We start from the raw sequence: 26,423 nt of genomic DNA, 5'->3' as shown, positions 1-26,423 counted from the left end.
AATTTACTCACAAAATTAACACGGCGGCAGATTTTGTTACAGCGTAGCAGGCGATTCCTGCTGACAAGTGACGGTTGGGTCATTACGATAACCGCACATTGCCGTCCCGTGGCGACGGAAACAGTCATTTTCTGGTTAGGGAGAATACATGCGAACCCTTTGGCGAATCATTGCCGGTTTCTTTAAATGGACGTGGCGACTGCTCAACTTCGTCCGCAACCTGGTGATGAATATCTTCTTCATCCTCCTGGTTCTGGTTTGCGCAGGCGTCTGGATGCATATCAGCAACGCAAATCAGGCGCAACATTCGACTCGCGGGGCGCTGTTACTTGATATCACGGGCGTCATCGTCGATAAGCCGTCCACCAGCAATCGTCTGGGCGTTATTGGCCGTCAGCTGTTTGGCGCGACATCAGACCGTCTTCAGGAAAACTCCCTGTTCGATATCGTCGACACCATTCGTCAGGCAAAAGACGACCGCAACATTACCGGCATCGTGCTGGATCTGAAAGATTTTGCCGGCGGCGACCAGCCTTCGATGCAATACATTGGTAAAGCGCTGCGCGAATTCCGTGACAGCGGCAAGCCGGTGATTGCGGTCGGGGACAGCTACAGCCAGGGGCAGTATTATCTGGCCAGCTTCGCCAATAAAATCTGGCTCTCCCCGCAGGGTACGGTCGATCTGCATGGCTTCGCCACTAACGGTCTGTATTACAAATCGCTGCTCGACAAACTGAAAGTCACCACCCACGTCTTCCGCGTCGGAACCTATAAATCCGCCGTGGAGCCGTTTATTCGTGATGATATGTCCCCTGCGGCCCGTGAAGCGGACAGCCGCTGGATTGGTGAGCTGTGGCAGAACTATCTGAGCACCGTAGCCGCTAACCGCCAGATAACCGCTGAACAGGTGTTCCCTGGCGCGCAGGGCGTGCTGGAAGGCCTGCGCAAGGTTGATGGTGATACCGCAAAATATGCGCTGGATAACAAACTGGTCGATGCGCTGGGCACCAGCGCGGATATCGAAAAATCACTGAGCAAACAGTTTGGCTGGAGCAAAGAGGATAAAAACTTCAGCGCCATCAGCATGTACGATTATGCGACCAAAAAGCCGGATGACAGCGGTGACAGCGTCGCGGTGGTCTTTGCTAATGGTGCCATCATGGACGGCGAGGAAACGCCGGGTAACGTGGGCGGCGATACCACCGCATCGCAAATCCGCGATGCTCGCCTTGATCCGAAAGTGAAGGCGATTGTACTGCGCGTAAACAGCCCTGGCGGCAGCGTCAGCGCTTCTGAAGTGATCCGCGCTGAACTTGCCGCGGCACGTGCAGCCGGCAAGCCGGTAGTGGTGTCGATGGGTGGAATGGCGGCCTCGGGCGGTTACTGGATTTCAACCCCGGCTAACTACATCGTCGCCAACCCGAGCACGCTGACCGGCTCGATTGGCATCTTTGGGGTGATTAACACCGTGGAAAACAGCCTGGATTATCTGGGCGTCCATACCGATGGCGTTGCCACTTCACCGCTGGCGGATGTGTCGGTCACCAAATCGCTGCCGCCTGAAGTCTCTGAGATGATGCAGCTCAGTATCGAGAACGGCTACAAGCGCTTTATTACGCTGGTGGCAGAGTCCCGTAAAAAGACACCGCAACAGATCGACGACATTGCGCAGGGCCACGTCTGGACCGGCCAGGATGCGAAGAATAATGGTCTGGTAGACAGCCTGGGCGACTTTGATGACGCGGTGAAGAAAGCCGCCGAACTGGCGAAGCTCAAGCAGTGGCATGTTGAGTATTACCAGGACGAGCCGTCGTTCTTTGACCTGGTGATGAACAGCATGTCCGGCTCCGTGCGTGCCATGCTGCCTGAGGCGCTGCAGGCGTATCTGCCTGCGCCAGTCGCGACGGCGGCTAAAGCGATGAAAGCGGAAAGCGACAAACTGGCGGCCTTTAACGATCCACAAAGCCGTTACGCGTTTTGTCTGACCTGTGCAAACGTCCGTTAAACACCGTCCCCTCTTCCCGTGAAGAGGGGATTTTTTTCTTTTGAAGAACAAGAACTCACTACCATGCAGAAGAAATCGATTTATGTAGCCTACACTGGCGGTACCATCGGTATGCAGCGCTCTGAAAACGGCTATATCCCGGTCTCCGGCCACCTTCAGCGCCAGCTCGCGCTGATGCCTGAATTCCACCGTCCTGAAATGCCTGACTTCACCATTCACGAATACGAGCCGCTGATGGACTCCTCCGATATGACGCCGGAAGACTGGCAGCATATCGCGGACGACATTAAAGCCCATTACGACCAGTACGACGGCTTTGTGATCCTGCATGGTACCGACACGATGGCGTTTACCGCCTCGGCACTCTCCTTCATGCTGGAGAATCTGGGCAAACCCGTCATCGTCACCGGCTCGCAAATTCCGCTGGCGGAGCTGCGTTCTGACGGGCAGATCAACCTGCTCAACTCCCTGTATGTGGCAGCGAATTACCCGATTAACGAAGTGTCGCTGTTCTTCAACAACCGACTGTATCGCGGCAACCGGACCACGAAGGCGCACGCCGATGGCTTTGACGCTTTCGCCTCACCGAACCTGCAGCCGCTGCTGGAGGCGGGCATCCATATTCGTCGTCTGGGCACCCCGCCTGCGCCGAGCACGGCGGGCGAACTGATTGTTCATCCGATCACGCCGCAACCGATTGGCGTGGTAACGATTTACCCGGGTATCTCTGCAGATGTGGTGCGTAACTTCCTGCGCCAGCCGGTGAAAGCGCTGATCCTGCGCTCTTACGGCGTGGGCAATGCCCCGCAGAACGGCGAGTTCCTGAAAGAGCTGCAGGAAGCGAGCGAGCGCGGGATCGTGGTGGTTAACCTGACGCAATGCATGTCCGGTAAAGTCAACATGGGCGGTTACGCCACCGGTAACGCCCTCGCGCATGCAGGCGTTATCAGCGGATTCGATATGACCGTTGAAGCTACGCTGACTAAACTTCACTATTTACTGAGTCAGGATCTGGACATTCAGTCCATCCGCAGCGCGATGATGCAAAACCTGCGCGGCGAACTGACGCCGGACGAATAAGGAGACACCATGACGCAACGCGCCCTGTTACTGGTCGATTTGCAAAATGATTTCTGTGCGGGCGGCGCACTGGCCGTCGCTGAAGGTGACAGCACCGTAGACGTGGCGAATACGCTGATTGAGTGGTGCAAAACGCGGGGTGAGGCGGTTGTCGCAAGCCAGGACTGGCACCCGGCTGACCACGGCAGTTTTGCCAGCCAGCACGGCGTTGAGCCCTTCACGCAGGGTGAACTTGACGGCCTGGCACAAACCTTCTGGCCGGATCACTGCGTGCAACAGACGGAAGGTGCGCAGCTGCATCCGCTGCTGAATCAGAAGGCCATCGACGCGGTGTTTCATAAAGGGGAAAACCCGTCTATTGACAGCTACAGCGCCTTCTTTGATAACGGACATCGCCAGAAAACGGCGCTGGACGGGTGGTTACGCCATCACGAAATCACCGAACTGATTGTGCTGGGTCTGGCGACGGATTACTGCGTGAAGTTCACCGTGCTGGACGCCCTCCAGCTAGGCTATACCGTCAGCGTCATCACCGACGGCTGTCGTGGGGTGAACATTCAGGCGCATGACAGCGCACAGGCGTTTATGGATATGGCCGCGGAAGGCGCCACCCTGTATACCCTGGAAGACTGGCTGGAAACGCACGCCTGACCTTCTCGCCGGGCAAGCCCCAGTGCTGCCCGGCACGCCCCGTCTCATTCCCCATAAAGTGAACTCCCTCGCATCACCAGCGAAGCGGCAATGCTATTCTCTTCAGGCTGTTTTTTCGCCACGCCTTTTCCGTGGCGTGGTTATTTTTGTTAAGTCAAAGAGGAACTTGTATGAAACGTTTGCCTTTGCTGGCAGCATTACCCCTGCTTTGCGCGTCAGTTGCTTCCGCCACGCCCCTGATGTCTGTGGGATATTTTAATGGCGGTGGCGATGTCACCGCCGGTCCCGGTGGTGATATCAATACGCTCGACGTTCGTCAGATTACCCACCTGAACTACTCATTTGGTCTGGTCTATAACGATGAGAAAGACGAAACCCATACTGCGCTGAAAGATCCGGCGAAACTTCATCAGATCTGGCTGTCGCCAAAAGTCGCCGCCGATCTGGCGCTAATCCCGACGCTGCGTAAGCAAAATCCAAACCTGAAAGTGCTGCTGTCCGTGGGCGGATGGGGTGCGCGTGGCTTCTCCGGCGCAGCCGCGACCCAAGAGAGCCGTGCGGTGTTTATCCGCTCGGCTCAGGAGATTGTCGAAAAATATGCACTCGACGGCATCGATCTTGACTGGGAATACCCGGTAAATGGCGCATGGGGACTGGTGGCCAGCACGCCAGCCGATCGCGATAACTTCACCGCACTGCTGAAAGAATTGCGCGCCGCCTTCGGGTATAAAAAGCTGGTCACCATCGCGGTGGGAGCAAATGCAGAAAGTCCGAAAAGCTGGGTGGATGTGAAGGCCATTGCCCCGCTGCTCGACTACATCAACCTGATGACCTACGACATGGCGTATGGCACGCAGTATTTCAACGCCAATCTGTATGACTCCAGCGACTGGCCAACGGTGGCCGCCGCAGACAAATACAGCGTGGATTTTGTGGTGAACAATTATCTGGCGGCCGGGCTGAAGCCGCAGCAGATGAACCTCGGGATTGGTTTTTACGGCCGCGTGCCGAAACGCGCCGTGGAGCCCGGTATTGACTGGACAAAACCCGATGCGCAAAACCATCCGGTGACCCAGCCCTACTTTGGGCCTCAGGAAACCGGCTTATTCGCGTCACTGGGTTACGACCTGACCAAAGATACGTATGTGAAGTACAACGATATTGTGAAAAAGCTCTTAAACGATCCGCAGAAGCGTTTTACCGAACACTGGGACGAACGGGCGCAAGTGCCGTGGCTTTCAGTGAATGCGGCGGACGGCAAGGCGCTGTTTGCCCTTTCCTATGAGAACCCGCGTTCCGTCGCCATCAAAGCGGATTACATCAAGGAGAAAGGTCTCGCCGGGGCGATGTTCTGGGAGTACGGCGCGGATGACAATAACCAGTTAGCGAAACAGCTGGCGGAGTCGCTGGGAATTAAACCCAAAGAGTAAGGCAAGCACGCCCTCTCTCCAGAGAGAGGGCGCTGGCAGGACTGCCGCCCCACCGTTACTGCATTTTTATCGTCGCGATCGGCTTTGGCGTGATACCAAAGTCCTCTTTCAGCTCGCGCTTGCTCTTCATCACCATCTGGCCTTGAGTGTCGATAGTCATGTGTTGCGCGTCGGTATTGTTACGCGCCTGCCAGAGCATCACCAGTTGCAGACTGTTCTCTTTTTGCTCCGGCGTGAGCGCGACACCGTCCGGCCATTTTCCCAGTTCAACAGCAGTCACCAGGCGCTGATACACCTCCGGCGTCATACCGCTAATCATGTCATCAATATTCACGATCTCTCCCTTTCAAAGGAATAATTTGCTGAATCGTTTTTTCAACCTTTGATCTGGTCACCGTTTTCATCATCGGTGAAGCTCATCGACGCTGAATTCACACAGAAACGCTCACCCGTCGGTTGAGGGCCATCCGGGAAGACGTGTCCAAGGTGGGCGTCACAGGTTCCGCAACGAATTTCAGTTCGCACCATGCCGTGCGACGTGTCGCTCAGGTAGCGGATCGCATCGTCGCTGACCGGCTCATAAAAGCTTGGCCAGCCACAGCCAGAATCGAACTTCGTTTGGGAATTGAACAACGGGGCGTCACATACCAGACAGTGGTAGACACCGTCGCGTTTGTTGTGCAGTAAACGGCCGGTAAAAGGCGGTTCGGTTCCGTGATTTTGCGTCACGTAAAACTGCATTTCGGTGAGGTTTTTTTTCAAATCGTCAGGGTTACGTTGGTTCGACATATGCTTACATCTCGCTGTAGAAACAGACACCTTTTAACCCGGATTCTAACAAAACATTAACACCCTTGCGTGCACTTTTGTTCTAAACTTATGTGTCGCGAAAAGGCGGTCAGGCAATTGTGATCATGTTCACATTTTTATCCTGCGAGGACTTTAAAATGCCGCGCGCAGCCCCCATGTGGTTGCTAGCTCAAAGGGAAAGTGAGGCGAGTCAGTCGCACAAACGTTAGTCACAGGATTGATTTGTCGCAATGATTGACACGATTCCGCTTGACGCTGCGTAAGGTTTTTGTAATTTTACAGGCAACCTTTTATTCACTAACAAATAGCTGGTGGAATATATGACTATCAAAGTAGGTATCAACGGTTTTGGCCGTATCGGCCGTATTGTTTTCCGTGCTGCTCAGAAACGTTCTGACATCGAAATCGTTGGTATCAACGATCTCCTGGACGCTGAATACATGGCGTACATGCTGAAGTACGACTCAACTCACGGTCGTTTCGACGGCACCGTTGAAGTGAAAGACGGCCACCTGGTTGTTAATGGCAAAACCATCCGCGTTACTGCTGAGAAAGACCCAGCTAACCTGAAATGGAACGAAATCGGTGTTGATGTTGTAGCTGAAGCTACCGGTATCTTCCTGACCGACGAAACTGCGCGTAAACACATCACCGCGGGTGCGAAAAAAGTTGTTCTGACCGGTCCTTCTAAAGACAACACCCCAATGTTCGTTCGTGGTGCAAACTTCGAAACTTACGCTGGCCAGGACATCGTTTCTAACGCATCCTGCACCACCAACTGCCTGGCACCGCTGGCTAAAGTAATCAACGACAACTTCGGCATCGTCGAAGGTCTGATGACTACCGTTCACGCGACCACCGCGACTCAGAAAACTGTTGACGGCCCGTCTCACAAAGACTGGCGTGGCGGCCGTGGCGCGGCTCAGAACATCATCCCATCCTCTACCGGTGCAGCTAAAGCTGTAGGTAAAGTACTGCCAGAACTGAATGGCAAACTGACTGGTATGGCGTTCCGCGTTCCAACTCCTAACGTATCCGTTGTTGACCTGACCGTTCGTCTGGAAAAAGCTGCTTCTTATGAAGAAATTAAGAAAGCAATCAAAGCTGCTTCCGAAGGCGCAATGAAAGGCGTTCTGGGCTACACCGAAGACGACGTTGTATCTACCGATTTCAACGGCGAAGTGTGCACTTCCGTGTTCGATGCTAAAGCAGGTATCGCACTGAACGACAACTTCGTGAAACTGGTTTCCTGGTACGACAACGAAACCGGCTACTCTAACAAAGTACTGGACCTGATCGCTCACATCTCCAAATAAGTTGAGATGAGTTCTTGATCCAAAAAGGCGACTTCGGTCGCCTTTTTTATTGTTTTTAGACAGAGGATTGCTTAATGATTAATAAAATTTTTGCACTTCCGGTAGTCGAACAACTTACCCCTGTGCTCTCCCGCCGCCAGATTGATGGTGCGGATATCATCGTCGTTGACCACCCGCGCGTAAAAGCCTCCGTGGCGCTGAACGGCGCACACCTGCTCTCCTGGAAACCTGAAGGCGAAACGGAAGCACTGTGGCTGAGCGACGCGACCTCCTTTAAAAAAGGGGATGCGATTCGCGGCGGCGTGCCTATTTGCTGGCCATGGTTTGGTCCTTCCGCTGAGAAAGGCCTGCCTTCTCACGGTTTTGCCCGTAACCAGCAGTGGACGCTGAAAGCGCACAATGAAGACGATAACGGTGCGGTACTGACCTTTGAGCTGCAGGCGAATGAGGAAACCCGTGCCCTGTGGCCGCACGATTTCACCCTGTACGCACGCTTCAAGCTGGGCAAAACCTGCGAAATCGAACTGGAAGCGCACGGTGAATTTGAAACCACCTCCGCCCTGCACACCTATTTCAACGTTGGTGACATCAGTGCCGTGAAGGTGAGCGGCCTTGGCGATACCTTTATCGACAAAGTGGATAACGCGAAAGAAGGAAAACTGAGCGACGGCATTCAGACGTTCCCGGATCGTACTGACCGCGTTTACCTGCATCCGGAAGCGTGCAACGTGATCCACGACAGCGCCCTGAACCGTGGTATCGAAGTGGTACACCACCATCACAGCAACGTGGTGGGCTGGAACCCAGGCCCGGCACTTTCTGTCAGTATGGCCGACGTGCCTGATGACGGTTACAAAACCTTCGTCTGTGTGGAAACGGCGTGCGTCACTGCGCCACAAAGAACCAGCGAAGAAAAACCGTCTCGCTTAGGGCAGACAATCAGTATTGTGAAGCGCTAATACGCTACCGCCCCTCTTCCTGTAAAGGAGAGGGGCATGCGTCAGGATTAAACGACATCCAGCGGGCGTTTATGGGTGGGTGGCGGGAAAGCATTATCCAGTTTGTGACGTTCTTCCGCGGTGAGGGTTATCTCCAGCGCTCCAGCGTTGGCGTTAACATGCTCAATTGAGGCCGCTTTTGGTATGGCAATAACACCCTGATGGCGGATAACCCACGCCAGCAGAACTTGGGCGGCAGTGGCGCGGTGGTTATGCGCGATGGCATTCACGACCGGATGGTTCATCAGCCCCGAACGCAGGCGCCCGGCCTGAGCCAGCGGGCAGTAAGCCATCACCGGCATCGCCTGTTGCTGACACCAGGGAAGCAGATCAAATTCAATTCCCCGTGACGCCAGATGATAAAGCACCTGATTAGTGGCACAGGCGGAACCGCCCTCTTCACGCCACAGCGCCTGCATATCTTCATAATCCAGGTTTGAGACGCCCCAGCGGCCAATTTTTCCCTGCTGCTGGAGTCTTTCCATCAGCGTAATGGTTTCATCCAGGCCATAATTACCGCGCCAGTGCAGAAGGTAGAGATCGATATGGTCTGTCCCGAGACGTCGCAGACTGGCATCACACGCCGCCTGGCCTTTCTGACCGCCAGCGTTCCACGGGTAGACTTTTGATACCAGAAAAACGTTGTCGCGCAGGCCCTTAATGGCCTCCCCGACCACCTCTTCCGCTCCGCCTTCGGCATACATTTCAGCGGTATCAATTAACGTTAACCCCAGATCAATGCCCGCCCGTAGTGCATTCACTTCGGATTTACGCTGGCTGGCTTTTTCTCCCATATACCAGGTACCCTGTCCAATAGCCGGAAGTGGACGCCCTGCGGTAAAGGTCACGGTTTTTACGCTCATATCACCCCCTCTTTTTCGTTGCACCACACCAATGCAAACGGGGCGCAAGCGCCCCGTTTTGATGCAATGATTGCACTGTTTTAATGCACAATCAGAACTTGTAGGACACACCGACTGAGAATATGCCCGCCCAGGACTTATCAACCATCGGGCTGTCTTTCACTTCATCGCTCAGACGCTCATAGCGCCCGGTACCGTAGACGTTCCAGTCACCGAGGAAGTTATAGCTCGCCGTCAGCTCAAGGTACGGATCCCAGCCGTCGTCCGCACTGTAGCTCTTCAGACCGCTACGACGGGATTCGTTCTTAGAAACACCATAGTAGTAGTCGTTGTAGTTCTCACTGTTATATTGCACACCGATACCCGGGGTTAGCGTTAACGCACCGTTGGTGTAGCGATAGAGCCAGGCCAGATCCCAGATAAAACCGTTGCTGTTATCCAGCGTATCCCCCGCAAGCGCGGTACGCAGGAAGCCATATTCGGTGTTATGCACATAAGAGAGTCCCGCCATCATGGTGCTCTTACGCTTGTCGAGCTGGCGAAGCGCATGGCTGTCGCTGTCACCCGGCTTGAAGTGCGTCGGATCGTAGTAAGCCATGATGGAGAGCTTGTCGGCCGTATCATTCCAGAGATAGTAGCCACCGCCCAGACCGCGGAACCAGAAGTTATCGCCTTCATAGGTGACAACCGGAACTGGATAAACATCACGATCATACTGTTTGTATGGGCTGTTAATCACGCCAACGCCCGCGCCAACAGTCCACTGACTTTCCGCCGCCTGTGCGGTGCTAACAGCGGTTGCGGCAAGTACGCCCAATGCCAGAAGTTTGAGTTTGGTCACAATCCATTCTTTCCTGTAGTCAAATAATCAGCGAGAGAAGTTTAACCGCCATTGTCGTACATCCCAAAATTTTTTGCCTGCTAATCAGTCTGATTAACCCGTTATTTTCAACTTTTCAGGTGACAGCCTGCTTTCATTTATATGACTACTGAATGAAAAACGTGCTTTTACCCTAAAACAGCAGGGGAAATTTTTGGATGAGTTATTGATATGTCATTGAAATTAGATTTTATCGGCATGCAAGTTTTGCAAATGCCATCTACGCTTTAAATTAAGAAGAGTTTTTTCTGAACACCCTGCGGTTCTTAGCGTCTGACCTGGCACACAGGTTGCTGCTCTGGCAGTGAGGTGCGAGAGATTCTCTTCCGGGAGCCTCCACTACTCATACGAACGGCTCTTATCCTGTGCTAAAAAACGAAAGGACGGCATGCCATGAATATATTCGATCACTATCGCCAGCGTTATGAAGCTGCCAAGGACGAAGAGTTCACACTGCAGGAGTTTCTTACCATTTGTCGGCAAGATCGCAGTGCCTATGCCAATGCGGCAGAACGGCTATTAATGGCTATTGGTGAGCCAAACATGGTTGATACTGCCCTGGAACCTCGGCTTTCCCGTCTCTTTTCGAATCGGGTGGTCGCCCGATACCCGGCGTTTGAAGAGTTCTATGGTATGGAAGATGCCATCGAACAGATTGTCTCCTACCTGAAGCATGCCGCCCAGGGTCTGGAAGAGAAGAAACAGATCCTTTATTTACTCGGCCCTGTGGGTGGGGGTAAATCATCACTGGCTGAACGTCTGAAATCACTGATGCAGCGCGTCCCTATCTATGTGCTGAGCGCTAACGGTGAACGCAGCCCGGTGAATGACCATCCGCTGTGCCTGTTTAATCCGCAGGAAGATGCGCAAATTCTGGATAAAGAGTTTGGTATTCCGCGGCGCTATCTTGGCACCATCATGTCGCCTTGGGCGGCAAAACGCCTGCACGAGTTTGGTGGCGATATCACCAAATTCCGCGTCGTCAAGGTGTGGCCATCCATTCTGGAACAGATTGCTATCGCCAAAACTGAACCGGGGGATGAGAACAACCAGGATATCTCCGCTCTGGTGGGTAAAGTCGATATTCGTAAGCTGGAAAACTACGCGCAAAACGACCCGGATGCCTACGGTTACTCGGGTGCGCTGTGCCGCGCTAACCAGGGGATTATGGAGTTCGTCGAGATGTTTAAAGCACCAATTAAAGTGCTGCATCCGCTGCTGACGGCCACCCAGGAAGGCAACTACAACGGTACGGAAGGTATTTCCGCCCTGCCGTTTAACGGCATTATCCTCGCGCACTCGAACGAATCTGAGTGGGTCTCCTTCCGTAATAACAAAAACAATGAGGCGTTCCTTGACCGTGTCTACATCGTCAAAGTGCCTTATTGCCTGCGGATCTCCGAAGAGATCAAAATTTACGAGAAACTGCTTAACCACAGTGAGCTGGTACACGCACCTTGCGCACCAGGCACCCTGGAAACGCTGTCGCGCTTCTCCATTCTCTCGCGCCTGAAAGAGCCGGAAAACTCCAGCATCTACTCGAAAATGCGCGTGTATGACGGGGAAAGCCTGAAAGATACCGACCCGAAAGCGAAGTCTTATCAGGAGTACCGCGACTACGCCGGTGTGGACGAAGGGATGAACGGTCTGTCCACGCGTTTCGCCTTTAAGATCCTCTCCCGCGTGTTTAACTTCGACCATGCGGAAGTGGCGGCCAACCCGGTTCATCTGTTCTACGTGCTGGAGCAGCAAATTGAACGCGAGCAGTTCCCGCAGGAACAGGCTGAACGCTACCTTGAGTTCCTGAAAGGCTACCTGATCCCGAAATATGCGGAGTTCATCGGCAAAGAGATCCAGACCGCCTACCTGGAGTCTTATTCAGAGTACGGGCAGAACATTTTTGACCGTTATGTCACCTATGCTGACTTCTGGATCCAGGATCAGGAGTACCGCGACCCGGATACCGGCCAGCTGTTCGACCGGGAATCCCTGAACGCAGAGCTGGAAAAAATCGAGAAGCCGGCCGGGATCAGTAACCCGAAAGACTTCCGTAACGAGATTGTGAACTTCGTCCTGCGCGCCAGAGCGCATAACAACGGACGTAATCCGAACTGGACCAGCTACGAGAAACTGCGCACGGTAATCGAGAAGAAAATGTTCTCCAATACCGAAGAGCTGTTGCCGGTGATTTCGTTTAACACCAAAACGTCAACCGATGAGCAGAAAAAGCACGACGATTTTGTCGACCGTATGATGGAGAAAGGCTACACCCGCAAACAGGTTCGCCTGCTCTGCGAATGGTATCTGCGCGTACGTAAATCGTCTTAATACAAGTACAAGTGCCCGGTAGCGCATACGCCTGCCGGGCTACAAAAATGTCCGGCTCGTCCGGACACTGCAAGTTGGCAAATGCAGTACGGGGGATATATGACCTGGTTTATTGACCGTCGTCTTAACGGCAAAAACAAGAGCACGGTAAATCGCCAGCGCTTCTTGCGCCGTTATAAAGCGCAAATTAAACAGTCGATCTCCGAGGCCATCAACAAACGCTCGGTGACCGACGTCGACAGCGGCGAATCTGTCTCCATCCCCACCGATGACATCAGCGAACCGATGTTTCATCAGGGACGTGGCGGCCTTCGCCATCGCGTACACCCAGGTAATGACCACTTCGTGCAGAACGACAGAATCGAGCGCCCGCAAGGCGGCGGGGGCGGTTCAGGAAGCGGTCAGGGACAGGCCAGCCAGGACGGTGAAGGACAGGATGAGTTTGTCTTCCAGATTTCAAAAGATGAGTATCTCGACCTGCTGTTTGAGGATCTGGCGCTGCCGAATCTGAAAAAGAACCAGCATCGTCAGCTTAACGAGTACAAAACCCATCGCGCGGGATATACCGCAAACGGCGTGCCCGCCAACATCAGCGTGGTCCGTTCGCTGCAGAACTCTCTGGCGCGACGCACGGCCATGACGGCAGGTAAACGGCGCGAACTCCGCGAGCTGGAGAGCAGCCTGAAGGTGGTGGAAAATACGGAACCGGCGCAACTGCTGGAAGAGGAACGCCTGCGCAAAGATATAGCCGAACTCCGGGCTAAAATAGACCGGGTACCGTTTATCGACACCTTCGACCTGCGCTACAAAAATTACGAAAAACGCCCCGAACCGTCGAGCCAGGCGGTCATGTTCTGTCTGATGGATGTCTCCGGCTCGATGGACCAGGCCACCAAGGATATGGCGAAGCGTTTTTATATCCTGCTCTATCTGTTCCTGAGCAGAACCTATAAGAACGTGGAAGTGGTCTATATTCGCCACCACACTCAGGCGAAAGAGGTGGATGAACATGAGTTCTTCTACTCGCAGGAGACCGGTGGCACCATCGTGTCGAGCGCTCTGAAACTGATGGATGAAGTGGTGAAAGAGCGTTACGACCCGGCGCAGTGGAACATCTATGCCGCGCAGGCATCAGATGGCGATAACTGGGCAGATGACTCCCCGCTGTGTCACGATATTCTGGCGAAGAAAATTCTGCCGGTGGTGCGTTACTACAGCTATATCGAAATTACCCGCCGTGCTCACCAGACGCTGTGGCGTGAGTATGAACATCTGCAATCGATGTTCGATAACTTTGCCATGCAGCATATCCGCGATCAGGATGATATCTATCCGGTGTTCAGGGAACTGTTCCATAAACAAAGTTCAACAACAAGTTAATCATCATTAATCAGCCAGTTATTTATACTAACTGGCTGATCTTTTGGCTTTCAGGGTAATTTGCCTGTAAAGGGCAAGCGGATTATTTAATACCTCAACAATCCCATGTTTGACTAAAATTCTTTCTTCCGATATTGGCACACCCCTACCAGGGTTATATGTTTGTTGGATAAGCTATACGATAAACTAAGGATAAGCATATCCGGAGAAGGAAGAACAACAGGCGCATAAAAATTGCCCAAAGCAGGAACGTATTGCTGACCTACCAAAACCGAACATTGAATCCACCTTACCTCCAGTGTTAGAGTCATCAACTCGCGGCCATTTACACATAATTTTAAGCATTAAGCCCCGTAGGGCCTTTTCACAGATGCGTTATGCAGCCATTGAAATTATTTCTCCACCGACGGCAGAACAACTTACCCAACTCCAGGGGGCGCCAGAGCTTACTGACGCACAGGTGGCCTACCTCGCAGTACTGACTGGTAGCAATCACTACAGGTAATATACGGGTGGAGAGCCTCCTCGTGGATGGGAATGCATATACTATTTTTATGGATGTCGAGCTGACTTTTAGCCAAAATGAAAAGAAATTGGTACCACGCTAACTAACACCAGATAAGTATTCAAGGAGTCTTTAATGTTTCGATGGATAAAAAAAGCAAACAGATCTAAAAACTATTTTTTGAAAAGGATCAAACTTAAGTTAAAACTTAACTTATTGAGTATGATTGCCGCTCAGGGGCGTACTTCTCGAACGAGACATGGGTCGGGCACAAACCATCTGATTATCCCCTTCATTGGTAAAGGGATTGGTGATGCTATTGTCATTGGTGGTGTGATTGAGACTCTGGTAAGAAACAATTTTCAGGTCTCTGTTATTGCAGATAAAAGGACGCACTTTCTCTTCAAAGAATGGCACAATTTAGAAGCTCTTTACTTTTATGAACCTAACAACAAAAAGATGCTAATCAAGGTGTTAAGGGAACTTCCACCTTTTGTATTTGTTGACTCGCATGAAATAACTCATTCAAATGTCGAAACATTTAATTTAATCAGACTAATAAAACCACACAAAACAATCGGTTTTACCAGGAAGTATCGTATCTATGACGAAGTAATTAACATTAGCTGCCCTTTGTCACATATAAGCACAAGATACATTGATTTCCTGAAGCATCTGGGGATATCGGCACAGAACTATGATTACACTGTGCTCATACCTGACGACGATGTACAAAAAGCAAAGGATTTTCTTAAGAAAACCACTGATAAAAAAAAGGTTGCGTTCATTCCTTACGGCAGTGTTAGTGAACGTTTCTTCTCAACAGCGCAGATTGAGGCCATTACCAGTCACATGGCTAAATATAAAGATACTTTTCACTTAATCATTCTTGGCGAACAACATAAAATAAAGCCTATTCCCGATGCAGATCATGTCACTAAGAGTTCATTGCCCTCATTCTTTTCGGCTGCACAAATCATAAAAGAGAGTGCACTCGTGATTTCTCCAGATACATCATTCGTGCATGTATCCAGAGCATTTAAGAAAAAACTAATTTGCCTCTATCCATTTAAAATGCTTGTCGCTCAGGCAGATAATGCTGATGTCTGGGGGCCAAACTATGAATCAGCTATCCAGGTTAGACTGAAAGAGCGCCGCGTGATGGATACTGATGTTCGGCCTATACTGAATATTATTGACGAACAATTGAAGAGTATCGCCGATAATAGTTCGAGATAAAGAAATCACATCTGTAATTTTTCTCGCTTCTCAGGACTTTCACTTTATGAAACCTGAGAAGCTTCATGCCTGTTAAGCGTTTTTAAATCTTTCTCCGATCTCACCTGCACATTGCAGCTGGATATAATCTCTTCTGATGCCGACACATAATCAGCGGGTAAAGCAATCGCCCAACAGCAACCTCTATACCAACGGCGAAATATTCTGTGCTAAGGTTAAACGCTGCGTATTGGTATTTAACAGGTAAATCGCTATGTCTGATGACGTTAAGGGAACAACAACCCACCAGCAACTCATTACGTTGTTAACCCAGCAGGGCGCACGATTTCGCGTCATGGAGCATGACGCCGTGGGGAAATGCGAAGCGGTGAGTGAGATCCGCGGAACCGATCTGGGGCAAGGGGCAAAAGCACTGGTCTGTAAGGTGAAGGGAAACGGCGTAAAAAAACACGTTCTGGCGATCCTCGCCGCCGATCTGCAGGCCGATTTAAGCCAGCTTGCCAGCCATTTTGGGGGGATAAAAGCGTCTCTCGCAAGCCCTGCCGAAGTCGATACCCTGACCGCCTGCGTTTTTGGCGCCATTCCGCCTTTTAGCTTCCATCCCGATCTGGCACTGGTGGCCGACCCGCTCCTGTTTGAGCGTTTTGATGAAATCGCGTTTAACGCCGGTCTGCTGGAAAAATCCGTGATTATGGATACGCAGGATTATTTGCGTATCGCCCGTCCTGAGCTGGTGACGTTCCATAAAGCGTAATCGTGTAGGCTGGCATCCCGTCAGCCTTTTTTTTCCAGAAAAATAACTGACGCGACCAGGATAATGGCAACAGCGAAAAACGATGAAGAGATGATCAGCGTTTCGACAAACATGTGATCGTACATTTTTGCGCCCCTTTTTCGATGCCTGCCCCTGTTTTATCCCCCGTAAATGACAGGGTTATGACAGCAGTAAAATCTTTTTAAAAACTGTCTTCAGCCGTGTTTCCGCGTAAAGTAAGCAGGCTTACTCTTTTGGCAAGGATTCCTTATGTTTGACCCGACTCTGCTCATTCTTCTGGCCCTCGCTGCGCTGGGCTTTGTCAGCCATAACACCACCGTCGCTATCTCAATTCTGGTGCTGATCATTGTGCGCGTGACCCCGTTAAACACCTTTTTCCCGTGGATAGAAAAACAAGGTCTCACCATCGGGATCATCATTCTGACCATTGGGGTGATGGCACCTATCGCCAGCGGTACGCTGCCTGCCTCGACGCTGCTGCACTCGTTTGTGAACTGGAAATCGCTGATAGCGATAGCGGTAGGCGTTTTTGTCTCGTGGCTGGGCGGGCGTGGCGTTACGCTGATGAGCAGCCAGCCCTCGCTGGTGGCCGGTCTGCTGGTGGGAACCGTGCTCGGTGTAGCGCTCTTTCGTGGCGTTCCGGTGGGCCCGCTGATTGCGGCCGGGCTGGTCTCACTGTTTATCGGGAAGTCATAGTCAGGCTGGCAATATAGCGCGCTGGCGTCTGCCCCAACCCTTTCTTAAACATCGTGATAAACGCGGTGGTGGAGTCGTACCCCAGCGACTGTGCCACCTGCTGTACCGACTTTCCCCCAATCAACAGCTGTAACGCCACAATAAGCTGCAGCTGATGCCGCCAGCGGCGAAAGCTCAGGCCCGTTTCTTTCACCACCAGGCGCGCCAGATTGCGCTCACTCATGGCAAAGTGGCTTGCCCATTGCGCCAGCGTCTGCCAGGCGGCAGGCTCTTCCGCCATCTTCTCGCTCATCAGCCGGATTTTTGGATGAGGCGAAACGGGCAGTTGCAAATGTTCCTGACGCTGCAGCGGTAGCTCGTCAAAAAGAACATCCACCAGACGCGATGTGGCAGCAAGCGAAAGCGCTTCACGTGATTTTTCCGCCAGCGATAAGATCAGTTCCCGCACCAGAGGGGAGATCTTCAGGGTGCAGCAGCGATCGGGCAAACTTACCGCTCCGGGTTCAATAAACAAAAAGCAAAGCTGGGCACCCGGCGTGGCCTTATTGCTGTGCGGCATCTGGCCAGGGATCCACACGGCATACTGGGGCGGTACCATCAGCATGGCGTTTTCCACTTCGCAGGTGATGGCTCCCCCCAGCGCCAGAATCAGCTGTCCCTTACGGTGTTGGTGTCGCGGAATGTATTGTTCCTGCGCCACCACGCGGATGCGAAACGCGACAGCCGCATCATGCTGGCTATCGGGATCGTAGCCGTCCAGTCCGAGACCAATCATCAGGTTGTCCGATATTAGCGATAAACTGTCATTTTAGCCTGATTTCAACCGTGGAGAAAATCGGTATTGTGTGCGCTCGCTTGAACGTATGAGAACACAATGACTACTGCAATTCGGGTTTCAGGAAAACAGGGCGCGCTGCTCATCGCAGGTATCCTGATGATTGCCACTACGCTTCGCGTCACCTTTACCGGAGCAGCACCGCTGCTCGATACCATTCGTCTCGATTATGGCTTGAGTACGGCGCAAACCGGTCTGCTGACCACCCTGCCTCTGCTGGCTTTCGCCCTTATCTCTCCGCTCGCCGCAGGTGTTGCCCGGCGTATCGGCATGGAGCGCAGCCTGTTTATCGCCCTGCTGCTGATTTGCGTCGGCATTGCTGTGCGCTCCCTGCCTTCCGCCCCCCTGCTTTTCATCGGTACGGCGGTGATTGGCTGCGGTATCGCACTGGGCAATGTGCTTTTGCCTGGGTTAATTAAACGTGACTTCCCGGGACAGGTTGCCAGACTCACCGGTGCGTATTCCCTGACGATGGGGATCTCCGCGGCGTTAGGTTCCGCACTGATTGTTCCGTTGGCGCAAGGGGAAGCCGGCTGGCATGGCGCCCTGCTAATGCTGATGGCCTTTCCGCTGGCGGCGTTACTGCTCTGGCTGCCACAGTGGCGTCAGAAACACGTTGCGACGGTGACCGGTGCAGGCGCGTTACATAACCGCGCCATCTGGCGCTCTGCCCTCGCCTGGCAGGTCACCCTTTTTCTGGGGATTAACTCGCTGATTTACTATGTCATCATCGGCTGGCTACCGGCGATCCTGCTCAGCCACGGGTATAGCGAAGCCCAGGCGGGTTCTGTGCACGGACTCTTACAGCTGGCCACCGCCGTTCCGGGTCTCGCTGTGCCGCTGATCCTCCATCGTCTGAAGGATCAGCGAGCAATCGCCGGCGTCGTGGCGCTGTTGTGCGCGATAAGCGCAGCAGGATTGTGGTTTGCGCCGGGAATGGCGGTCATGTGGACGCTGGTGTTTGGTTTTGGTACCGGGGCAACGATGATCCTTGGCCTGACCTTCATCGGGCTGCGCGCCAGCTCTGCGCATCAGGCCGCGGCCTTGTCCGGCATGGCACAGTCGGTTGGCTATCTGCTGGCCGCCTGTGGCCCGCCGTTGATGGGCAAAATTCACGATGCTGCCGGTGACTGGCGGTATCCGCTTCTGGCCTGTGCACTGGCCGCCGTGATCATGGCCGTTTGCGGTATGCTTGCCGGGCGTGACCGGGAGGTCACGCCCCGTTAGTAGAATGGCAGACCACCAGGTCTGCCTTTTTTATCCGCGCGCCGCGCGCAGCATTGCCTGTACCAGCACCACCGGTCGACCTTCCAGCGCGGCACGTTCATGCTGGAATAAAGTGATCACGAAGAACGGATGGGTCAGTAGCTCCGCGGCGCGAATTTCACCCTGCTCGTCCCAGCCGGTGACGCGCATTTCGCCGCTCTCCAGCTCCCGTGCAAATTCCGGCGACACACCGTAATTGCAATGATATCCCTCCACGATTTCCGGTTTGCCATAGGCTTTGGCGATGAGCGTATTGTTGCGCAGCTCAATTGCATCGGTTTTTTCCACCAGCGAGCAGGTTAATGGCGCAATCACCATTGTGCCTTCGGTATCCGTTTCGGCGTGCGCCGCATCGTGCCAGCCCAGCACATTACGGGCGTACTCAATCAGCGCATGCTGAAACCCGCCGCAGGTGCCGAGGAAGGGAATGCTGTTTTCGCGTGCGTAGCGTGCAGCGATAAAGGCCGCCGCCGTGTTTTTGTACGGGCTTGCAGGAACCAGCCAGATAGCGTCATAACCCACCAGATCTTCCGGGCTGGTCAGTTCCGTGGTCGCGAGCCAGTCATAATCAGCGGTGAGGTCAAGAACGGCAGCGGCGTCGTCAATTGCCAGCGGGATCGCCTGGTGCGCAATAACATCGGGATTGTAATCGCCAACCAGCGCAATGCGCAGTGTGGTTTTAGCCGGGAGGTGTTCCATGAAAGGTTCCTTATGCCTGAGTATTAGCAGATAACATAAGGAACCTCAGACTACCGATCTTCTGCAATTATCACAATACCTTAAATTGGGTGGGTAAAGACAAAGTGCTAGAGTAATACGCAGAACGTTTTGCCGCAGGTGAGGAGAAAAGATGATCCAGTGTAAACGCGTATACGAACAGGCAAGCCCGGACGATGGTTATCGGGTGCTGGTAGACAGACTCTGGCCGCGTGGCGTGAAGAAAACCGATCTCGCGTATGATGAATGGTGTAAAACGCTCACCCCGTCCAATGATTTACGCAAGGCGTTTCATAGCGAAACCCTTGATTTCAACGCCTTCAGCAAGGCGTACCGGGAAGAGCTGGCGCAGCACAAGGACGAGGGGTTGCGTCTTGCGGCGCTGGCCAGCAAGCAGACCTTAACCCTTCTCTATGGCGCGAAAGATAAGGAACACAATCACGCCCTGGTGTTAGCCGACTGGCTGCGTAATGTCTAGTCAGTCGATCATCAGTTCATCAAGGATTTGCGGCGCCGTATCCGGGGTAAGCGGCATCAGATGTTCGGCACGAATAAACGCAAAGCCGTGCTGATTGTCAAACGCGAAGACATCACCGGTCACCAGCCAAAGCGCGCGATCCGAGGTGGTGGGTAACTGCGTCATGACGCCATTGACCGGGTTAACGAAACGCTGGCCGGGCTGACACAGGCCAAACAGTTCAACAGATTTACCAATATTACGACGGCCGGACGCCGTGCGGGCACCGATGATCATCGCCATGCTGCCCGGTTTAAGCTGAAACATACTTCTCTCACGATAACGGTAGCCATCGAAAGGCTAAGAATAATCCTAAAGAGAAGTGTACCGCAGCCACTGTCCCGCTGTCACCTGGCAGGTTGCGGATGATCGCGACGATAAAGCGCCCATTCATCGATCACTTCGCCGCCAGGCAACTTGCACTCCGTGCGAACCCCTTGCGGGCTCTGAACCGGGACCTGTTCCCCGCCTTTATTCAGGCAGTAGACGGAGGCGGGATTAGCCATCCCGATAACATGGGGCGGTTTCGGGGCATCAGGCGGGGATGTTTTGGAGGTACAGGCGGCCAGCGGTAACGCCAGTGCCAGAAGCAGTAATCTCATCTCATTGATCCTTTTAACTTCATCAGACTTTAAGGGTAACGGGTCACCGCCGCTTTCTCCACGATTTCTCCATCTTAACTGCACTTTTCCACACTACAGTGGCACGTGTTCTCAATGACCAGAGAACATCATTCCGTAATCAAGATGTCTTTGCCCCGGTCTCAACATCGGGGCTTTTTTTCTCCCCCGCTCCCCTGTGATGAATATTAAAATTTTTATATTCATGTTTTACTATGCCCGAAGTCGAAAAATTCAGCATAACATGCAGATGCAGACGTCTTCTGCATGGGAGTGAGCCTACGTCATGTCGGATATTATCCTTGCCCGTGTTTCAGAAACGCTCGCCACTGAGCAGTCCCTTGAAAGTCTCGTCCGCCAGCTGCTGGAGATGCTGGAGATTGTGACTGAAATGGAGTCCACCTACCTGACGAAGGTCGATATCAATGCGCGGCTGCAGCATATCCTCTACGCCCGCAACAGCAAGCAGATGCAGATCCCTGAGGGGCTGAGCGTTCCTTGGGGCGACACGTTGTGTAAGCGCGCCATTGAGAGTGGTACGTTGTTCAGTTACAAGGTGGCTGAGCGCTGGCCGGATTGCGATGCCGCGAAAGCCCTTGGCATTACAACCTACATGAGTATCCCTATTCACCTTGCGGATGGTTCACTCTATGGCACGCTCTGCGCCACCAGCACGGAAAAGAAACATCCCAGTGACCGCGGTGAACAAGTTCTGAAATTATTTGCCGGGTTGATTGCCCAGTATATTCAGAAAGAGTCGCTGGTGATCCAGCTTCGGGAAGCCAATGCGGCACTCATTGCGCACTCTTATACCGATGCCCTTACCGGATTACCAAACCGCCGCGCCATCTTCGAAGAGCTGACGACCCTGTTTTCACTGGCAAAGCACCTTAAACGCAACGCCATCATCGCGTTTATCGACCTTGATGATTTCAAGCTGATTAACGACCGTTACGGGCATGAATCAGGCGATCGGTTCCTGATTGAAGTGGGCAAACGTCTGACTGAAGAAAAACAGGCGGACGAAATAATTGGCAGGCTGGGCGGTGATGAGTTTCTGGTGGCCTCGCTTAGCCAGACCAACAGTACGGGTGAGAGCACACAGATTAACCTGCTTAAAACGCGCCTCGACGCCCGTATTGCAGGAGAATACTGGCTGGGGAGCGTGAACATTATTTATCCTGGCGCCAGCTTCGGTGTGATTGAAGTTGACCCCACCGTGACCGATCCGGACAGTGCGTTACGCGCGGCTGATGTCGCGATGTATCAGCATAAGAAAGGAAAAAGCAAAACGCGCTTTCTCGCGATGGATTAACCCCGTACACTCTACGGCGTTATAAAAACCGAAACAGGTGATGGTATGAGAATAGGGATCCTCTTCCCGGTCGTTATTTTTATAACGGCGGTAGTGTTTTTGGCCTGGTTTTTTGTCGGTGGTTACGCTGCTCCGGGGGCATAAATGAGAAAAACAACCCTCATTATGCTGATCGTGGCAATCGTGGCTGTTGCAGGCTCGCAGCTAGGCTGGTGGTAAACCCACCACGTAAAAAGGCCGCCATATGGCAGCCTTTTTCAACATTTATCAGGCTTAGCTTTTGATTTTTCTGTAGATAAACAGAACAACCAACGCACCGATCACCGCGACAGCGAAGCTGCCGAAGTTAAAGCCATCGACCTTACCAAAGCCGAACAGCGTACTGATCCAACCGCCCACCACTGCACCGATAATCCCCAGTATTACGGTGACGATAAACCCACCGCCATCTTTGCCCGGCATAATCCACTTCGCCAGAATACCTGCAATAAGCCCAAAGATAATCCAGGATAAAATTCCCATAAGTTTCCTCTCCGTATGGTTTTTGTCATTAAATCAACGACACAAGAAAGGATAGCACAGGATTTCAGAAAGGAAATTTGTGATAAGCATCACAGTGAGAGAGTGCGCGTTTATTCATCAACAGCACCACAAGAAATGTGGGGTTGCATCTTTTGTTGAGAAAGATTATCTTTCTCAACACTGAATAGTTGAGCGAAACACTCAGGTATTCAGTACGACATTGCTCACATTGCTTCCAGTATTTCTTGCCCACTCTAGAGTGGGCTTTTTTTTGCCTACACCGCTACAAAAGCGTGCCGGTTTCGCCCTGCACGTTTTGCCTGATAGAGCGCCTGGTCGGCGGCTATAATGATGTTCTGCTGGCTGCCCGCGATATCCACGGCACGCGCAGTGGAGATCCCGACGCTAACCGTGACCCGCCCGAAGGGACTGAAAGCATGTTCAATATGCAGCGAAAAGACATTGCGAATGATCGTCTGACCGAGGCGGAGCGCTTCCTGGATATCCGTGTCTGGCAGGATCAGTGCAAACTCTTCCCCACCATAGCGCGCCACAACCTGGTTGTCCCGGTTGAGGCTCTCCCTGAGGCTATTTCCCAGCAGGGTTAAACAGCGGTCCCCTTCGGGATGACCATAGTTATCGTTGTATTTTTTGAAGTAGTCCACATCGACAATCAACACCGAAATCGGGGCGTCGCTGGCCGCACAGGCCGCAATTTCTGACAGAATTTTTTCATCAAAAATGCGTCGGTTGAAAAGCCCTGTTAGCGCATCTTCAGACGCAATAATCTTCAGCGCCCTGTTATCCCGTGTTTTTCTGGATAAATCGGAATAGAGGAAACAGGACGCCGCAATGAGTATCGCGGTAAAAACCAAAATGAGTACAGAAAGCTGGAGAGCCTGCTTGCGCCAGGGGGCGAGCGCTTCTTGCGTACTGACCGCCACGGTGGTGACGAGCCCGTAGCGCTTGTTCTTCTCGAAAGCATAAATGCGTTCGATTTTATCAAACCGTGAGACAGAGCTGGCGATACCCGCGTTTTGTACCTTGAGGTATGTCCTGAAGAGAGGCGAATCCGAAACAATCGCGCCGATGTAATTATTTTTAAACGGATGACGTACCAGCAACACGCCTGACTGGGTTGTTAAGCCGATCACGCCTGAGTGACCAATATTGATCTGCCCGTATAACGCCAGAAAATTTTCGATACCCAGCGTAACCACAACGACACCGTTAAACGCGCCGGTAGGGGTTTCCAGCCGACGACTAATGGTTATGACCCATTTACCATTCGTTCTGCTGACCACCGGCTGGCCAATAAAAATCTGCTGGCTCTTATTTTCTTTGTGGTAGATAAAAAACGACCTGTCCACCCCTTTCCGGGGTCCGGAAAAACTTTCATGCAGTGCCGTAAAAATATTCCCTTGCGCATCGTAAACAACCACATTATTTATCTGGATAAGAAGATTATCCTGATTGCTTATCATCCGCTGGATATTTTTGGCCTGTTGTGGGGTCATGCCATAAATTTTGATTATGTCTGAAACCGAAGTAATCAACATTTCACTTTGGCGCATGATCCCTTCGCTGTACACGTCTAAGGTATGGCTCAGGTTGGCAACACTGGTATTTATTTGCTGGATTGACTGCTGCCTGGACGTGGTAATTTGGACGGCAAGCGACAGCGAAATGATCAATGAGACAATGATGACGGTAATAGTTGTTGTGTAAAAAGTATTTTTCACATGCACGAGCTCTTCCACCTTATCAGGCCTGACATCCCTGGCTGACAACTAGAGTCACTGTAACAAAGCTCAGGATAAGAGGAAAATGAATTGCACTTAAGCATACAACAGAAATCTGATGATATTTCGCTTTTCGCAAACGGGCATCAGATATTATTACTGGGCCCCTTTCACAGAAAAAAATCTCTTACAGACTGACCTTCTCCAGCGGCTTAGATAAGATGACTTTAATAAATTCTTTATACGAGACCGGTTTACCAAAATAGTATCCCTGCAACAGGGTAATCTGATTACGGTTGAGATAGTCCAGTTGCTCCTTCGTTTCTACCCCTTCAGCCACGATATGCAGTGAGAGTTTTTTCGCCAGGTCAATCACACAGTCCAGCAGGATCGTAGAGTCTTTCGCCTCTGATACCCGGTTCACGAAACTTTTATCGATTTTAATATAATCAATCGCCAGCGCGTGCAGACAGGAGAGTCCGGAATACCCGGTCCCAAAGTCATCAAGCGCAATGACGAAACCGGCGTTATGTAACGCATTGAGATTTTCCACCAGATGAGGATTATCGATCAGCGGTTCACGCTCGGTCACTTCGAGAACCAGTTTGACCTCTTTACCATAAAAGCCTTTTCCAAAGACCCGGCAGTCAGCGATAAAAGAAGGCGCATTGATGTGTCTGGCGCTAATGTTCACCCCGATGTGAAATCCGTCCGGCAACTTAGGCAAAAGCGGCTTAAGCTCGGTCACCACTTTCGCCATTAACCCTTTGGTCAGCGGAATTATCAGACCGCTGCGCTCGGCAATCGGAATAAAAACATCCGGTGGGATAAAGCCTGATTTTGGGTGCTTCCACCTTGCCAGTACTTCCACGCCATACAAACCGCCGGTATCGCCATTCACGATCGGCTGATAGTACGGAACGATCTCGCCGTGGATGATGGCTTTACGCAGATCGTCTTCAAACGAGTTGCTTTTCCCCCTGTAGCGACGGATAAGAATGCCAACAGCCGCAGATAACGCAAGGATAAGCAGTATCAGGCTCCATCCCTGGTGCAGTAAACGCGTCAGGCTGAAAAAGGCGGGAGGCTGCCAGGCCATGCTAAACGGAAAATGTGCCGATGCAGTTAAGGAGCCCACCCACTTCACGGGGGGCCAGCCGCTCACATCGCCCGCGCCGGCTATCGCTTTTTCGCCAACAACCAGCCTCAGTCCCGTGCTGTTTGCTGCACTCGCAATAACATCCCGCAAATGCGCATCGCTAACGCTTACGATAACGCGCCCTTTCGCGACGGGCATCTGGAAAAGTAACACCGGAATGCCGTTCACCAGGCGATTACCGGGGAGCAGCATCAATTCTTTGTTGGGCAGCGTCTGCGGGCGAACAATCAATACGCCGTTTCCGGGAAGGGAGGTACAGACGATCCTGCCCTGCTGCTCAATCATAATGGCGCGAAGATGCGGTTTCAGCGCAGCTTCCGAACCCAGTTCACGCTGTCCGGTGTCGGTACACCCTGCAGCGGCGACCCGTTTTGCGGTATCTGCAGCACTGACAGCCTCAGCAAGAATGGCCTCAATTTTACGCGTGCTTGCGGCGGCGATTTCGGCATAATTTGACCGGGCCATATGCCACAACTGCCAGTTAATGATCAGCATGCCACTCAGAAACACAAATAAGGCACACAGAATGGGGAGCATAACGTTGCGCACGATTTTTTCCTTAAGAGAAAAATGCTCATTTATGACCTGTATAAGGCGATCGCCTGGCAAACTCTGCGCTGCTTAAAGCAATGTGAAAAGTTTAGTTAAGATTTATCTTAAAAAACTGGTACTTCCGCATGAGTTACTCTGACTGAATAAGATAAACCTCCGTTATTATCAGGCTTGTGCCTTGCCCTGGCTGTGTTAAGATTTGTGAAATCAGGGAGCGGACGG

General features: G+C 52.3%; 28 protein-coding genes. 16 read left to right on the top strand and 12 right to left on the bottom strand.

What is annotated here, in order from left to right:
* Window positions 1-148 precede the first annotated feature (148 nt).
* The 4 genes from sppA to L462_RS18430 all read left to right on the top strand — a co-directional run bounded on the left by sppA (window position 149) and on the right by L462_RS18430 (window position 5,166).
* Window positions 149-2,005 carry a signal peptide peptidase SppA gene (sppA, locus tag L462_RS18415; RefSeq protein ID WP_014169647.1) on the top strand — a complete coding sequence of 619 codons (1,857 nt, stop codon included), beginning with the start codon at window positions 149-151 and terminating at the stop codon, window positions 2,003-2,005.
* Window positions 2,006-2,068: 63 nt separating this feature from the next.
* Entirely contained in the window at window positions 2,069-3,085 is a 1,017-nt protein-coding gene (gene ansA, locus L462_RS18420; protein ID WP_020884438.1) for an asparaginase, read from the top strand.
* A gap of 9 nt (window positions 3,086-3,094) precedes the next feature.
* Window positions 3,095-3,736, top strand: coding sequence for a bifunctional nicotinamidase/pyrazinamidase (pncA, locus tag L462_RS18425; RefSeq protein WP_032677954.1), 642 nt, complete (start codon window positions 3,095-3,097; stop codon window positions 3,734-3,736).
* 170 nt (window positions 3,737-3,906) lie between these two features.
* On the top strand, window positions 3,907-5,166 hold the full coding sequence (locus L462_RS18430) for a chitinase ChiD (RefSeq protein WP_032677952.1): 1,260 nt from the start codon (window positions 3,907-3,909) through the stop codon (window positions 5,164-5,166).
* 55 nt (window positions 5,167-5,221) lie between these two features.
* On the opposite strand, the gene L462_RS18435 is transcribed toward L462_RS18430, so the two are convergent.
* Window positions 5,222-5,485: a YeaC family protein gene (locus L462_RS18435; RefSeq protein ID WP_153852331.1), complete on the bottom strand. Its 264-nt coding sequence runs from the start codon at window positions 5,483-5,485 to the stop codon at window positions 5,222-5,224.
* A gap of 56 nt (window positions 5,486-5,541) precedes the next feature.
* Window positions 5,542-5,955 (bottom strand): peptide-methionine (R)-S-oxide reductase MsrB, encoded by a 414-nt coding sequence (gene msrB / locus L462_RS18440; RefSeq protein WP_020884441.1) that lies wholly within the window; start codon window positions 5,953-5,955, stop codon window positions 5,542-5,544.
* Window positions 5,956-6,296: 341 nt separating this feature from the next.
* Here msrB and gapA point away from each other — a divergent pair, with 341 nt between their 5' ends.
* Window positions 6,297-7,292 carry a glyceraldehyde-3-phosphate dehydrogenase gene (gapA, locus tag L462_RS18445; protein WP_020884442.1) on the top strand — a complete coding sequence of 332 codons (996 nt, stop codon included), beginning with the start codon at window positions 6,297-6,299 and terminating at the stop codon, window positions 7,290-7,292.
* A 74-nt stretch (window positions 7,293-7,366) separates the two neighbouring features.
* Window positions 7,367-8,251, top strand: coding sequence for a D-hexose-6-phosphate mutarotase (locus L462_RS18450; RefSeq protein ID WP_032677951.1), 885 nt, complete (start codon window positions 7,367-7,369; stop codon window positions 8,249-8,251).
* A gap of 47 nt (window positions 8,252-8,298) precedes the next feature.
* Here the strand turns inward: L462_RS18450 and L462_RS18455 are convergent, their stop codons facing one another.
* Window positions 8,299-9,153, bottom strand: coding sequence for an aldo/keto reductase (locus L462_RS18455; RefSeq protein ID WP_032677949.1), 855 nt, complete (start codon window positions 9,151-9,153; stop codon window positions 8,299-8,301).
* A gap of 91 nt (window positions 9,154-9,244) precedes the next feature.
* Window positions 9,245-9,994: a MipA/OmpV family protein gene (locus L462_RS18460; protein ID WP_014169638.1), complete on the bottom strand. Its 750-nt coding sequence runs from the start codon at window positions 9,992-9,994 to the stop codon at window positions 9,245-9,247.
* A gap of 432 nt (window positions 9,995-10,426) precedes the next feature.
* Between L462_RS18460 and yeaG the strand changes: the two genes are divergently transcribed.
* The 4 genes from yeaG (at window position 10,427) to L462_RS18480 (ending at window position 16,239) form a co-directional block, all read left to right on the top strand.
* Window positions 10,427-12,361, top strand: coding sequence for a protein kinase YeaG (gene yeaG, locus L462_RS18465; RefSeq protein WP_014169637.1), 1,935 nt, complete (start codon window positions 10,427-10,429; stop codon window positions 12,359-12,361).
* Between the two features lie 99 nt (window positions 12,362-12,460).
* On the top strand, window positions 12,461-13,741 hold the full coding sequence (locus tag L462_RS18470) for a YeaH/YhbH family protein (RefSeq protein WP_032677948.1): 1,281 nt from the start codon (window positions 12,461-12,463) through the stop codon (window positions 13,739-13,741).
* 640 nt (window positions 13,742-14,381) lie between these two features.
* A complete protein-coding gene (locus L462_RS18475; protein WP_032677947.1) occupies window positions 14,382-15,485 on the top strand; it encodes a glycosyltransferase family 9 protein in 1,104 nt (367 codons plus the stop codon).
* A gap of 253 nt (window positions 15,486-15,738) precedes the next feature.
* Window positions 15,739-16,239: a YbaK/prolyl-tRNA synthetase associated domain-containing protein gene (locus tag L462_RS18480; protein WP_014169635.1), complete on the top strand. Its 501-nt coding sequence runs from the start codon at window positions 15,739-15,741 to the stop codon at window positions 16,237-16,239.
* A gap of 20 nt (window positions 16,240-16,259) precedes the next feature.
* On the opposite strand, the gene yoaI is transcribed toward L462_RS18480, so the two are convergent.
* Complete coding sequence (yoaI, locus tag L462_RS25460; RefSeq protein ID WP_014169634.1) at window positions 16,260-16,364, bottom strand: small membrane protein YoaI; 105 nt, start codon at window positions 16,362-16,364, stop codon at window positions 16,260-16,262.
* 145 nt (window positions 16,365-16,509) lie between these two features.
* On the opposite strand from yoaI, the gene L462_RS18485 reads away from it, so the two are divergent.
* Complete coding sequence (locus tag L462_RS18485) at window positions 16,510-16,956, top strand: DUF441 domain-containing protein (RefSeq protein ID WP_014169633.1); 447 nt, start codon at window positions 16,510-16,512, stop codon at window positions 16,954-16,956.
* Here the strand turns inward: L462_RS18485 and L462_RS18490 are convergent.
* Complete coding sequence (locus L462_RS18490) at window positions 16,940-17,731, bottom strand: AraC family transcriptional regulator (protein ID WP_014169632.1); 792 nt, start codon at window positions 17,729-17,731, stop codon at window positions 16,940-16,942. The genes L462_RS18485 and L462_RS18490 overlap by 17 nt on opposite strands.
* A gap of 99 nt (window positions 17,732-17,830) precedes the next feature.
* Here L462_RS18490 and L462_RS18495 point away from each other — a divergent pair, with 99 nt between their 5' ends.
* Complete coding sequence (locus tag L462_RS18495) at window positions 17,831-19,018, top strand: CynX/NimT family MFS transporter (RefSeq protein WP_014169631.1); 1,188 nt, start codon at window positions 17,831-17,833, stop codon at window positions 19,016-19,018.
* Window positions 19,019-19,048: 30 nt separating this feature from the next.
* Here L462_RS18495 and L462_RS18500 read toward each other — a convergent pair whose 3' ends face one another.
* The gene (locus L462_RS18500) at window positions 19,049-19,756 is read right to left on the bottom strand and encodes a CTP synthase C-terminal region-related (seleno)protein (protein WP_014169630.1); all 708 of its coding nucleotides are present in this window, start codon (window positions 19,754-19,756) and stop codon (window positions 19,049-19,051) included.
* Between the two features lie 151 nt (window positions 19,757-19,907).
* Between L462_RS18500 and L462_RS18505 the strand changes: the two genes are divergently transcribed.
* Window positions 19,908-20,252, top strand: coding sequence for a DUF488 domain-containing protein (locus L462_RS18505; protein WP_014169629.1), 345 nt, complete (start codon window positions 19,908-19,910; stop codon window positions 20,250-20,252).
* On the opposite strand, the gene L462_RS18510 is transcribed toward L462_RS18505, so the two are convergent.
* Together L462_RS18510 and L462_RS18515 are read right to left on the bottom strand one after the other, a co-directional pair.
* The gene (locus L462_RS18510) at window positions 20,253-20,558 is read right to left on the bottom strand and encodes a nuclear transport factor 2 family protein (protein ID WP_020884446.1); all 306 of its coding nucleotides are present in this window, start codon (window positions 20,556-20,558) and stop codon (window positions 20,253-20,255) included. It lies immediately after the preceding gene.
* A gap of 80 nt (window positions 20,559-20,638) precedes the next feature.
* Complete coding sequence (locus L462_RS18515; protein ID WP_020884447.1) at window positions 20,639-20,893, bottom strand: putative hemolysin; 255 nt, start codon at window positions 20,891-20,893, stop codon at window positions 20,639-20,641.
* 304 nt (window positions 20,894-21,197) lie between these two features.
* Between L462_RS18515 and L462_RS18520 the strand changes: the two genes are divergently transcribed.
* Genes L462_RS18520 through yoaJ form a run of 3 tightly spaced genes read left to right on the top strand, consistent with a single transcriptional unit; the run spans window position 21,198 to window position 22,445 of the window.
* Entirely contained in the window at window positions 21,198-22,226 is a 1,029-nt protein-coding gene (locus L462_RS18520; protein WP_032677946.1) for a sensor domain-containing diguanylate cyclase, read from the top strand.
* Between the two features lie 45 nt (window positions 22,227-22,271).
* Complete coding sequence (locus L462_RS25020; RefSeq protein ID WP_014883431.1) at window positions 22,272-22,370, top strand: YoaK family small membrane protein; 99 nt, start codon at window positions 22,272-22,274, stop codon at window positions 22,368-22,370.
* The gene (yoaJ, locus tag L462_RS25730; protein ID WP_071605476.1) at window positions 22,371-22,445 is read left to right on the top strand and encodes a protein YoaJ; all 75 of its coding nucleotides are present in this window, start codon (window positions 22,371-22,373) and stop codon (window positions 22,443-22,445) included.
* A gap of 54 nt (window positions 22,446-22,499) precedes the next feature.
* On the opposite strand, the gene L462_RS18525 is transcribed toward yoaJ, so the two are convergent.
* The 3 genes from L462_RS18525 to L462_RS18535 all read right to left on the bottom strand — a co-directional run bounded on the left by L462_RS18525 (window position 22,500) and on the right by L462_RS18535 (window position 26,198).
* A complete protein-coding gene (locus L462_RS18525; protein ID WP_006174788.1) occupies window positions 22,500-22,748 on the bottom strand; it encodes a GlsB/YeaQ/YmgE family stress response membrane protein in 249 nt (82 codons plus the stop codon).
* Window positions 22,749-23,023: 275 nt separating this feature from the next.
* Window positions 23,024-24,496 (bottom strand): sensor domain-containing diguanylate cyclase, encoded by a 1,473-nt coding sequence (locus tag L462_RS18530; RefSeq protein ID WP_032679672.1) that lies wholly within the window; start codon window positions 24,494-24,496, stop codon window positions 23,024-23,026.
* Between the two features lie 181 nt (window positions 24,497-24,677).
* Window positions 24,678-26,198 carry an EAL domain-containing protein gene (locus tag L462_RS18535; protein WP_082209474.1) on the bottom strand — a complete coding sequence of 507 codons (1,521 nt, stop codon included), beginning with the start codon at window positions 26,196-26,198 and terminating at the stop codon, window positions 24,678-24,680.
* Between the last annotated feature and the right edge of the window lie 225 nt (window positions 26,199-26,423).

This window comes from Enterobacter sp. BIDMC 26 (genome assembly GCF_000534435.1).
GTDB classification, from domain to species: Bacteria; Pseudomonadota; Gammaproteobacteria; order Enterobacterales; family Enterobacteriaceae; genus Enterobacter; species Enterobacter ludwigii.
The sequence above is the reverse complement of the archived record's forward strand: the minus strand, read 5'-3'. Positions and strand labels throughout refer to the sequence as shown.